General features: G+C 62.2%; 11 protein-coding genes. 3 read left to right on the top strand and 8 right to left on the bottom strand.

Annotated features, from left to right (window positions below):
• Nucleotides 1-71 precede the first annotated feature (71 nt).
• Nucleotides 72-1,241, top strand: coding sequence for an enoyl-ACP reductase FabV (fabV, locus tag VW35_RS07775; protein WP_046142356.1), 1,170 nt, complete (start codon nt 72-74; stop codon nt 1,239-1,241).
• A 99-nt stretch (nt 1,242-1,340) separates the two neighbouring features.
• Here fabV and VW35_RS07780 read toward each other — a convergent pair whose 3' ends face one another.
• Together VW35_RS07780 and epmA are read right to left on the bottom strand one after the other, a co-directional pair.
• Nucleotides 1,341-2,372, bottom strand: coding sequence for a lysine-2,3-aminomutase-like protein (locus tag VW35_RS07780; protein WP_046142357.1), 1,032 nt, complete (start codon nt 2,370-2,372; stop codon nt 1,341-1,343).
• Nucleotides 2,369-3,427 (bottom strand): EF-P lysine aminoacylase EpmA, encoded by a 1,059-nt coding sequence (gene epmA / locus VW35_RS07785; protein ID WP_046142358.1) that lies wholly within the window; start codon nt 3,425-3,427, stop codon nt 2,369-2,371. The genes VW35_RS07780 and epmA overlap by 4 nt, the downstream gene beginning before the upstream one ends.
• 126 nt (nt 3,428-3,553) lie before the next feature.
• Here epmA and efp point away from each other — a divergent pair, with 126 nt between their 5' ends.
• On the top strand, nt 3,554-4,123 hold the full coding sequence (gene efp, locus VW35_RS07790; RefSeq protein ID WP_046142359.1) for an elongation factor P: 570 nt from the start codon (nt 3,554-3,556) through the stop codon (nt 4,121-4,123).
• 140 nt (nt 4,124-4,263) lie between these two features.
• Here the strand turns inward: efp and VW35_RS07795 are convergent, their stop codons facing one another.
• Nucleotides 4,264-4,485, bottom strand: a complete 222-nt coding sequence (locus VW35_RS07795) for a DUF2934 domain-containing protein (RefSeq protein ID WP_046142360.1) — start codon at nt 4,483-4,485, stop codon at nt 4,264-4,266.
• A 17-nt stretch (nt 4,486-4,502) separates the two neighbouring features.
• Nucleotides 4,503-4,991 carry a YciE/YciF ferroxidase family protein gene (locus VW35_RS07800; RefSeq protein WP_046142361.1) on the bottom strand — a complete coding sequence of 163 codons (489 nt, stop codon included), beginning with the start codon at nt 4,989-4,991 and terminating at the stop codon, nt 4,503-4,505.
• A 138-nt stretch (nt 4,992-5,129) separates the two neighbouring features.
• Here VW35_RS07800 and VW35_RS07805 point away from each other — a divergent pair, with 138 nt between their 5' ends.
• Nucleotides 5,130-5,840, top strand: a complete 711-nt coding sequence (locus VW35_RS07805; protein WP_052951575.1) for a class I SAM-dependent methyltransferase — start codon at nt 5,130-5,132, stop codon at nt 5,838-5,840.
• Nucleotides 5,841-5,981: 141 nt separating this feature from the next.
• Here VW35_RS07805 and VW35_RS07810 read toward each other — a convergent pair whose 3' ends face one another.
• From VW35_RS07810 to VW35_RS07825, 4 genes are read right to left on the bottom strand one after another with little or no spacing between them, the layout of a single operon-like run.
• Nucleotides 5,982-6,626, bottom strand: coding sequence for a ThuA domain-containing protein (locus VW35_RS07810; protein ID WP_046142362.1), 645 nt, complete (start codon nt 6,624-6,626; stop codon nt 5,982-5,984).
• The gene (locus tag VW35_RS07815) at nt 6,623-8,236 is read right to left on the bottom strand and encodes an acyltransferase (RefSeq protein ID WP_046142363.1); all 1,614 of its coding nucleotides are present in this window, start codon (nt 8,234-8,236) and stop codon (nt 6,623-6,625) included. Before VW35_RS07815 ends, VW35_RS07810 begins: the two co-directional genes overlap by 4 nt.
• The gene (locus VW35_RS07820) at nt 8,236-9,246 is read right to left on the bottom strand and encodes a hydroxyacid dehydrogenase (RefSeq protein WP_152662518.1); all 1,011 of its coding nucleotides are present in this window, start codon (nt 9,244-9,246) and stop codon (nt 8,236-8,238) included. The genes VW35_RS07815 and VW35_RS07820 overlap by 1 nt, the downstream gene beginning before the upstream one ends.
• On the bottom strand, nt 9,243-11,096 hold the full coding sequence (locus tag VW35_RS07825) for a DUF2264 domain-containing protein (protein ID WP_046142365.1): 1,854 nt from the start codon (nt 11,094-11,096) through the stop codon (nt 9,243-9,245). The genes VW35_RS07820 and VW35_RS07825 overlap by 4 nt, the downstream gene beginning before the upstream one ends.
• Nucleotides 11,097-11,128 lie beyond the last annotated feature (32 nt).

Below are 11,128 nucleotides of genomic sequence, written 5' to 3' on the forward strand. Positions count from 1 at the left end.
ATTTCCTCCCCCGGCGCTAGCACTCCTCGGCCAATCGGGCTATTGGCTGGTGAAATCGAGGAGAAAATCCCATGATTATCGAGCCCAAGATCCGCGGCTTCATCTGCACCACCGCCCACCCAACTGGCTGCGCCACCAATGTGCAGCGCCAGATCGATCATGTCGTGATCAAGGGGCCGATCCCATCCGACCGCAAGCGTGTGCTGGTGCTCGGCTGCTCGACGGGCTATGGCCTCGCCTCACGTATCGTCACCACCTTTGGCTCGGGCGCCGACACGGTCGGCGTGTCCTTCGAGCGTGAACCAGGCGAAGCCAAGCCCGCCTCCGCCGGCTGGTATAATAACCGTGCTTTCGAAAACCGCGCCCGCGCTGCCGGCGCCAAGGCCGTGACCATCGAAGGCGACGCCTTCTCCGACGCCGTCAAGGCCGAGACCATCGAAGCCATCAAGTCGACGCTCGGCCAGGTCGACCTCATCGTCTACTCCCTCGCCTCACCGGTCCGCACCGATCCCAAGGACGGCGTCACCTATCGCTCGGCCATCAAGCCCTATGGCTCCGCGGTCACTTCGAAGACGCTCAACACCGGCACCGGGGAAGTCTCCGAAATCTCCGTCGAGCCTGCGTCGGAAGAAGAGGCCCAGGCAACCGTCAAGGTCATGGGTGGCGAAGATTGGGAACTCTGGATCAAGGCCCTGTCCGAAGCCGGCGTCCTTGCCGACGACTTTACGACCTTGAACTACACCTATCTCGGCTCCGAACTGACCTGGCCGATCTACCACAAGGGTACGCTCGGCAAGGCCAAGGGCGATCTCGATCGCGCCGCCGCCGCCATCCGCGCCGCCCATGGCGATAATTCGGCCCACGTCGTCGCGCTCAAGGCTGTCGTCACCCAGGCGAGCTCCGCCATTCCCGTCGTGCCGCTCTATGGCACGTTGCTCATCAAGGTAGAAGACGAAATGGGTTTGAGCGAAGGCCCGATCCAGCAGATCGACCGCCTCTTCCGCGACAAGCTCCAGGGCGTGATCGTCCTCGACGACGCCAGCCGCGTCCGCGTCGACGATTGGGAATTGTCCAATGCCATGCAGGCCGAACTCAAGAAGCGCTGGGCCGTGCTCAACACGGAAAACCTCGCCGACCTCGCCGACCTGCCAAAATACCGCGAAGAGTTTTTGAAGCTCTTCGGCTTCAGCGTCGGCGGCGTCGATTATTCCAAAGACGTCGATCCGCGCGTCGTCGAATAGGGTTTGATCTCCCCACCATCGTCACCACCCGGCCCGTCCGGGTGGTCCATGCCTCCGCAAGCTGAATTGCCCGGACAAGCCTGGCAATGACGGCGCGTACTATTCCGGCGGATAAGCGTGCTCGCCGCCCCGCCAGTCCCGCACCGTAAAACACCCATCGCCGCCCGAAACCTTCGCGGCTCCGATATCGGTCTTACCGTGCCCACCGGGGATGTCGAGCACATAGGTCGGCTGGCAGAGCCCAGAAATCCGCCCACGCAAAGCCGCGACCAGCGCCTGCCCTTCCTCGATGCCAATCCGGAAATGGCTCGTCCCCGGCGCCAGATCGGGATGGTGCAGATAATAAGGCTTGATCCGGTTCTCGACGAACCCGCGCATCAGCGCCGCCAGCGTTTCGACATCGTCGTTCACCCCGCGCAGCAGCACCGACTGGCTGAGCAGCGCCACGCCACCATCGAACAGCTTCTTGAACGCCTGCCGCGCTGCGGGTGAAAATTCTCGCGGGTGATTGGCATGCACCGCGAGATAAGTCGTCTTCCCGCTCGACATCAGCGCCTCGACCATCGCCTCATCGATCCGCTCCGGCTCCACCACAGGCACGCGGGTATGAAAGCGCACGATTTTCACATGCTCGATCTTCGCCAACCGCTCCATCAGCCCCGCCAGCCGCCGGGGCGACAACACCAGCGGATCGCCGCCCGTGAGGATCACTTCCCAGATTTCTTCGTGAGCGGCGATATAGTCCATCGCGGCATCGAGTTCCGGCCCGGTCAGCGTCCCCAACCCCTGTGGCCCTACCATCTCGCGGCGGAAACAAAACCGGCAATAGACTGGGCAAACATGCACAGCTTTCAGCAGCACCCGGTCCGGGTAGCGATGGACGATCCCTTCGACGGGCGAATGCGAGAGATCGCCGATTGGGTCAGCGCGCTCTTCCGGCTTGGTCAGCAGTTCAGCTTCAGTCGGCACGAACTGGCGGGCGATCGGATCTTCTGGATCAGCGCGGTCAATGAGGTCCAACACGGCCGGCGTAATGCCGATGGCATAGCGCTCGGCCACCACATCGAGCGTCCCGATATCTTGCACCAGTCCCGCATCGACCAAGGCTTTGGCTGATTTGACAAACGTCATTCCGCGACCGGCGCCCAGAGCACCGCCTCGATCCGCTGCGCACCTGTGGCCAACATGATCAGCCGATCGAACCCCAGCGCCACCCCACTCGCCTCCGGCATCAATTCGAGCGCCGCCAGAAAATCCTCGTCGACCGGATAGCGCTCGCCATAAATCCGCGCCTTCTCCTCCATCTCGGCGGCAAACCGCACGCGCTGCTCGGCGGCATCAGTCAGCTCGCCAAACCCGTTGGCGAGCTCCACGCCACAGGCATAAACCTCGAACCGCTCCGACACCCGCCGATCGCCCGGCACGCGCCGCGCCAGCGCTGCTTCGCAGGCCGGATAGCGATCGAGCACCGTGACCCGCCCATTGCCCAATCGCGGCTCGACCTTTTCAACAAGGATCCGGCTGAACAAATAACTCCAGCTCCGATCCTCCGGCACCTCTAGCCCCGCCGAAAACATCTGCGCCGCCAGCGCTCCGCCATCGGGCACGCCATCATCGTCCATGGTCGCTAGGAGATCGATCCCCGCATGCGCCCGAAACGCGTCGGCAACACTCACCCGCTCCGCCTCCGCCCGCGGATCGCAAACCCGGCCGCGAAATTCGAACTGCCTGATCCCCGTCACTTCGGCCGAAAGCGCGATGATCTCCAGCGTATCGCCAATAATGACATCATAGGCCTCACCGGCGCGGTACCACTCAAGCATGGTGAACTCAGGATGATGCAGTGCCGAGCGCTCGCGATTGCGCCACACATGCTGCAGGCTCGCAATCCGCGTTTCGCCAGCGGCGAGCAGTTTCTTCATGGTGAATTCGGGCGAGGTGTGGAGATACATCGCCTGCCCCTCGCCATCGTTTCCGATCATCGTGGTTCCAAAGGCATGAAGATGCGTTTCATTGCCCGGCGAGCGCTGCAGCCCCGGCGGATCGACCAGCAAAAAATCCCGTTCTGCAAACCAGCTCCGCACCCGCGCGTCGAACCGGCTACGCGCCAAAAGCGCCGGCCGCCGGTCGGCATGGCGTTCGGGCGCCCACCAGGGCGAGGACAATGGTGCGATGGAAGCGGTCATGCGGTTTCTTGCCGTCCGGACTGGCGAAAGGGCGCGGAATAGGGTATCGGGCGCTCGACAACAGTTTTGGGCGCCTCAGGCAGTCTTGCCTCTATTACGCGCCAACGACACGAACAAGGAAGAAAAATGGTCAAGGTCATCGCCTCGTCCCTGCGCAAAGGCCATGTGGTCGAGCAGGACGGCAACTTGCATGTGGTGCTCACCGCCGAAAACGTCCATCCCGGCAAGGGCAATTCGGTGACCAACGTCACCATGCGCCGCATCTCCGATGGCGTGAAGGTTCTGGGCCGCTGGCGCACCGTTGAAATGGTCGAAAAGGCCGACGTCGATGACCGCGTCTATGACTATCTATATTCGGACGGTGAAGGTAACCACTTCATGGAGCCCGAAACCTACGAACAGCTCGTCGTTCCGGACGACGTCATCGGCGACCAGAAAGCCTACCTTTCGGACGGCATGAAGGTTCACCTCATGACCCACGAAGGCATCGCCCTCTCGATGGAATTGCCGCAGCGCATGACCTTCGAAATCGTCGAGACCGAGCCGGTCGTGAAGGGCCAGACGGCGTCTTCGTCCTACAAGCCCGCCGTCCTCAACAACGGCCTCCGCGTCATGGTCCCGCCCCACATCGACGCCGGTACCCGCATCGTCATCCTCACGGAAGACAATTCCTACGTGGAACGCGCGAAGGACTGAGCTGCGGCGGCGCGCCGCGCCGCCAAAACTCCCCGGTGGGGAGTTTTGAGCAGCTCAGGCCCGGATAGCTATGCTCGCAGGGCCCCAGCGCTACAAAGTGCGCAGAGCACACAAAAAAACGGGCCCGTTCGGGCCCGCTTTCATTTCCCCTCGATTTCCTTTCCGGCCTCGTGCCAGAAAAGCTCCGAGCTATCTGCCGGCGTGCCTTCGGCCAGCCAGCGGTCATAGGCGAGCTCGCGCTGATGCATTTCCTTGGCGCGCAGCCAATACTCCATTGCCCGGCCTTCAGGGGCTCCGTCCTGTTGCCACAGGAAGTAGGCCGTCTGGCGCACCCTTTCGGCCATGGCAGTGTTTTTTTGCATCGGCGACCCCGTGTGGGTTAAGCGGCTTTCTGATTGACCGAAGCGAGCGCTACCTGGCTCAGCTTCTTGTCAGTCGCTTCTTCTTCCTTGAGCGTTTCAGAAAGAAGCTGGGCGATATCGTTGTGGCCGAGCTGCTTGGCCCAGGTCACGAGCGTGCCATAGCGCGCGATTTCGTAGTGTTCGACGGCTTGGGCAGCAGCGACGAGACCAGCGTCGAGCGCCGTCGCGCCCTTATATTCGTCCATGATTTCCTTGCCTTCATCGAGAATGCCAAGGATCGCATCGCAGGTCTTGCCGCGGGCCGGCTTGCCGAGGATATCGAACACCTGCTGCAGGCGCTCAACCTGGCCTTCGGTTTCCTGATGGTGCTGCTCGAACCCAGCCTTCAGCTCGGGGGAAGAAGCTGCCTTTGCCATCTTCGGGAGCGCTTTGAGAATCTGCCGCTCAGCGTAATAGATGTCCTTGAGTGTATCGAGGAACAGATCGTCGAGTTGCTTGTCAGCCATTTGCTCGTCTCCAGTAATTTGCTTGAGATGACGCTGCCCCTGCAACGGGCCTCCCCTCCCATGGTTCCGCGGCAATTTTCACGATCTGGTCCGGCAGGCTGCATCGCGCGTAGACTGGAAACGAGGAGATTCGATCCGATGCCGACATCGCTCTATCCCGCCGATTTTTACTCTGATCGGCGGAGCCATACCGCCCATGCCGCGAGCCGCATTTTTGGCACGCTACCGGGCGGCTTGAAGCGCTCGTCCGTCGCCGATATTGGTTGCGGCACAGGCACGTTCCTCGCGGCATCAGGCGCCGATCTGAAGGTCGGCATCGAAGGCGATTGGGTCCGGCCCGAGATGCTAGATGATCCAACCATCGATTTCCGCCCGCACAACCTCGAACAGCCGTTTTCCGGGCCAAAAGTCGATCTCGTGCTATCCCTCGAAGTCGCCGAGCATCTCGCGCCAAGCCGGGCCGAAAGCTTCATTGCCGACCTCGTCGCCATGGCCCCAGCCGTGCTCTTTTCCGCTGCCATCCCCGGCCAGGGCGGCGTCGGTCATGTCAATGAGCAGTGGCCAAGCTATTGGGCCGGCCTTTTTGCCGCCCATAACCTGCAACCCTATGACATCATCCGCGACCAGATCTGGACCGACGACGCGATCCCAGCTTGGTATCGGCAGAACGTCATTCTCTGGCTCGACCGGACAACGAGCGATTCACTTGGATTAACCCCAACGCCGGCCGAATTGCTCGATCGGGTTCATCCCGCCTTCTGGGCCCGGGCCAATCGCGAGCTGAAATATGCCAATGCGTTGCCCGAGTCGGAAGTATTGCGTCGCCAGGCCGAGCAGGAGCAGCAATAGCCCCTTCTAGACAGGCAACTCTTAGCCACCGTCACCACCCGGCTTGACCGGGTGGTCCATGCCGCAGCCAAATGGATTGCCCGGACAAGCAATGACGAGCTTGGGAATATCCTGCGATAAAATCGTGGAGCGACGAAGTCCCTAGCGCGCCGCCCAGACCAATCCCCGCTTCAGGATCGTCCTCACCTGCGGAATCTCCAGTTCATCCGCCGTATGCCCCAATGACGAATAAAACACCCGCCCCTGATCATGCACGGTCGTAAATACGACCGGCATTACCACATCCTTGCGCCAGGGATGAAACTCGCCTGAAAACCGCGTCGTCGCCAACACCTCAACCGCCGGATCATAGTTGAGGTAATACTGCTCCGAGGTGTGCTCAAAACTCTCGATCCCAGCCATGATCGGATGATCGCTCCGCGTCACGTCGACCGTGTAGGTGATGATATTGCCCGGATGCTGCACCCAATAGCAGCTCGCCGCATAACGAAACGGCACGCTAGCGCGAAACGTCGTCGCCAGCCCCATGTGATAGCCGGCAAGTCCCGTCCCCGCCCGGATCGCCGCGATCAGATTGTTCATCTTATCCGGCGCCAGCGTCCCGTCGGTAATGACAGGCACAACGAGATCGTTGCTGCCGACATCCTCAGCGCCAAGCGCGTCGTAGTCCGCCGTCACCGTGACGGCAAAACCCTCCTCCTCAAGCAATTGCCGCACGACATGGGCACCGCGCTCCGGCGTATGCAGCTCCATTCCGCCCCATACGACGAGCGCTTTTTTGGTCATAGCCCTAACCCCACCGCTTCCGTCCGGTGCACACCCCGCGGTACGAACGCGAACGCATCCTCAAGCCCCAAGAGTTTGGCCGACAGATGCACCACCGACAGCCACATTTCCGTCCCCTGCAGCCCCGGCTCCTGCCCATCGGCAAAGGCAAAGCCCCTGCCATCGATCCAGCGCTCACCCGCCCGCGCAATGACCGAGCGCGCAATTCTCTCCGCCTCCGCCCGCCGATGATCGGTCTGGCAGAGACACAACAACAGCGGATGGACGGTATCGAGCAGGTTACATGCCGTATAAGTCCGCCCCGAAAACCCGCCATAGTTGCGATAGTTGAGCAGCACCGAGTCGATCGCTGCCTCCGGCCGCGGCACGGCAACACCGAACTGCGCATAGGTCCCGCGCGTCAGCCGGTAAAACCCGTTGACCGGCTGCAGAAGCCCCTCATCCGCCGTCGGCGAACCCCAAAGCCCCGAGCCGCGATCCTGCTTCATCGCGAGCCAGCCAAACAGCGTCTCGCGCGTCGTCCCAGTGGTGAAATATCGTGCATTGAAATAGAGCGCCGTGCCGATCGCATCGACTGCCGCCCCCGCGCCCCAGGCCCGCTCGCGCCAGGTCAGCCCCTCGAGCCACAGCCGCAGCTCCGTCGCCGGAATCTCCACCGCCTCCACCCGATGGAGCGGCTGCCCACCCAGCACTTCGATCGCGTAACCGGTCGAGAGCACATTATAAAGCGCCAGCCCATCGTCGCGCATGGCAACGCCCGACTTCGGCGGCTGAAACGGATCGGGAAACAGCCCCGTCGCCGGATCCTGCACCGCCTGCAGCCGCGCCAGCGTCCCCGCCACATCGAGCCCCGGCGGCACTTCCCCAAACGCGGCCGCAATCTCGATTGCATCGCAGAGGTGCCGATTGCTCTTCCGCGCCGTGTTATCATTCTCGCGCGATACGTAATCCGCGCCATCAAAATTCTCGGCCAGCACATCGCGCCATTGCCTCGCCGCCTTATTACCCAGCGCCTCAAGCTGTTTTCGCGTCTCGTCCCGCCGCCCCTTGCCTCGAAACCGCAAAACCTTGGCCGGCACGCCACCAACGATGGCCATCTCCGGCACATCCTTACTGACCACCGCCCCCGCCGCAATCACCGCCCCGCGCCCGATGGTAACGCCATCGACAATCACCGCATTGGCCCCGACCCACACATCGTCCCCGATGGTGATCCCCAGGCTCTCGTGCTTTTGGAGATAGATCGGTACCTCGGGATCGTCATAGCCATGGTTGAACCCGATCAGCGACGCATGGCTCGCAATCCGCACTCCATCCCCGCAGCGCACCCTCCCCGAAATCATCGCATAGGGATTGACTGTACAATGCGCACCGAATTCGACGTCGCCACGCACCAGCGCATGCCCGCCGATCCAGCTCTGCTCGCCGAGCACCAGCCGCGTTGTATAAATTGCAGCATCAGCCGCCACATAGGCACTTGGCGAAAAGCTTGCCCCAGCCCGCGCCGCCAACTCCGCCTGCCGCGCGCGGTGTTCGGCGCTGTCGATGTCCTCCGGCGTACGGTCCCAGGTCAGATATTGGAGGCGCGCGTGGTGCCAGCGATCCTCCATCACGCTAGCCTCTCCAACAATTCCGGCCGCACCTCATAGAGCATCGGCTCCCCCCGCACGAACCGCTCGATCTCCTCCACGGCCATCAGGCCCAGCCGCAGCCTTTCCGTCCCGATCGCCCCAGCCACATGCGGCGTCAAAAACACATTGGGCAGGCTGAACAGCGGCGAGTCCGCCGGCGGAATTTCCGGATCGGTCACATCGATCACCCCAACTATCCGCCCCGTCTGCAGCTCCGCCACCAGCGCCGCCTCATCGACCAGCGCCCCGCGCGCCGTATTGATGAACGTTGCCCCATCCTGCATGAGCTTGAGCTGCCGCGCCCCGATCATCCCCCGCGTCGAGGGCAAGGACGGCGCATGGATCGACACGACATCCGACCGCGCCATCAACACATCGAGCTCCACCAGCTCGACCCCGGCCAGATCCGGATCGCCCGCCTGCACGAAGGGATCATAAAGCAGCACCGAAAAATCGAAGCTGCGGAGGAATTCGATTACCTTCCGGCCAATCCGCGACGCCCCGACGATGCCCACCGTGCGGCGGAAATTCCCGATCGCGGTATCCCCCAGCGCATAGCTCGAACGGCGCGTCGGGTCCTGCCGATAAAGATCGCGCAGCGTAAAAATGTGCTTGGCCGAAAAGAGAATGGAGGCCAGCGTGAACTCGGCCACCGGTACCGCATTGGCCTCGGCCGAATGCGTCACGCGAATGCCCGCAGCATAGGCCGAAGCATCAATCGTATACTTCACCGTTCCCGCCGCATGTGCGATCAGCCGCAGGTTCGGCGCCGCCCGCAACACCTCCGGGCTGATCATCGGACAGCCCCATCCGGTCACGAGAATTTCCGTCTCGCCTAGCAGCCGCCGCGCCTCTGGGTCAGAGAACCCATCGACCGGCGTTCGCCGCAGCAGGTCGCAGCTTTCCGCCAGCCGATCGAGGCTCGCTTCGTCAAACACATGCCGTGTCTTGTCCGCCGCCATGGCAAAGAGAAGTTTGGGAGGCATCAGAACCGCTCCGGCACCAATATGGCGCTGACATCAACGCCCTCGCGGGCAAACAAGGCTTCGAGTTCGGCGATATTGGGCGCCGCCGGTACGGCATCGAGGGCCGCCTCGGCGTCCAGCCCCGTCGGCAGCGCCATCGCCGCCGTCACCAGCACAGTCGTGCCCGCCGGAATGTCACCATGCAGCTGCGGCACGATAGCCTTCGAAAAGATCAGATTGCTATTGGGCAAAGTCCGGAACGCCCGCCCGTCGCGTCCGCCCGCCAGGCAGACGATGGCGCTGACATCGGTCTTGCTCTTGGCAACACCCCGGCCCTTCTCGTCGATATAGGTGTCCGCATTGAACTCGGCCCGGTCAATGGCAAAGCCGCCTTCGGTCCCATGCAGCGCCCGTGGCGTCGTGATCCGATGCACGCGGATATGCCAGGGATTGGCCGGAACGAGCCAGGTTTCCACCGTTACGTCGCTCCACGGCTTCCACACCGCATGGAGTTTGTCGCCCGCGATCTGCGCCACCTCATTGGTCTCGCGCACCCGATAGTGACGCCCGTCATCGCTCAACGCCAGCGCCCCATCAAACGCGCCGGAGTGATAGGCCCGCTCATCCACCTCGACCGAAAACCCATAGCGGCTCGAATAAACGAACTTGGCATATTTCTCGGCGCCATGCCGCATCTGCCAGTTCTGCTGCCCGCTCGACAGCGCTACGACATTGCCTGGCGTGTGAAAGCTCACCATGCCCGGATGTTTTAGCGGCACCGGCGCATCATCGAAATCCGCCTCGACCTCCTCCGCCGTCCAGAATGGATGATCGGCCGGCAGCGCCAGCGGCAAGAACGCCTTCAGCGCCCAATAGGGCGAGCCCGCCGAATTATAGCTCTCCGACATGAAGAGGTTCGGATAGCCATAGCCGATCGACAGCACGCCATTGCCATGCGCAATCGGCAACTTGCTCCACCACCTGAGGTGCCGCAGGAAGTGCCCTTTGATGACGCCCCAGGGCATCGCCTCGACATCGGCAAAAGCCAGTGCACCCCAGAACCCGCCACAGGCAAAGCGATAGGTCAGCGAGCGCCCGAAAACGAGCGTCCCGCCATCCTCGTCGAACCAGTGCTGGATGTCCTGGGCAAACTCCCGCGCCCGCTGTTTGTAGTCTGCCACCCGCTTGTCGTCGCCCTTCGCGAGTTTTGCGTAAATCAGCCCATAAAAGTGCATGGCGAAGGGAATGTAGTGGTCGATCCGCCGGACATTGCCGTCGCGATACCAGCCACCATCGAGATAAAAGCCCTCAAGCTCTTCAAGGTACTTCTCGGTATAGGACCGGTCGAATTCGACCCTGCATTCCTCAAGCCCGAGATCGACCAGGATGCGGAAGAATTTCCAGTTATTGTCGGCATAGTCGAAGGTGCGCGCGTGCTTGAGATAGGCCGCCAGATTATCCTTGGCCTTCTGCGGCAGCGGCTCCCAAACCAGATGCGGCAGCATTTTCAGCGTAAAACCGATCGCCGCCAGCTCCACCTGCCGCTGATCCGTCCCGTTCACCGTGCCCCAATATTCGGCGTGCTCCGGGTCGGTGCCATTGGCGAGGCCCTGCCGGTAAATCTCCCAGTGATCGAACTCCGCTCCGCCCGCCGCGAGCGGCGTCAGCCCCCAAAGCGGCCGCGCAAAGCCTTCGAGATCAGCCGCCGCCCGATCGAAATGCGCCCCAGCCCCATCGAGCCGAACCCGCGCCCCGCCTTCGGAAAAATAGGGCAGCAACGGCTGAAACAGATCGCGCAGCCCCTTCTCGACATCGTCCCGCGTCTTGAGCGGATTTCCAAAAAGCGGATTGGCCGTGGCCGGATCATAAGTCATTTGTTCGAAAATTCCTGTTGTCTTTCGGACGC

It is taken from the genome of Devosia soli, from assembly GCF_000970455.1.
GTDB lineage: Bacteria > Pseudomonadota > Alphaproteobacteria > Rhizobiales > Devosiaceae > Devosia > Devosia soli.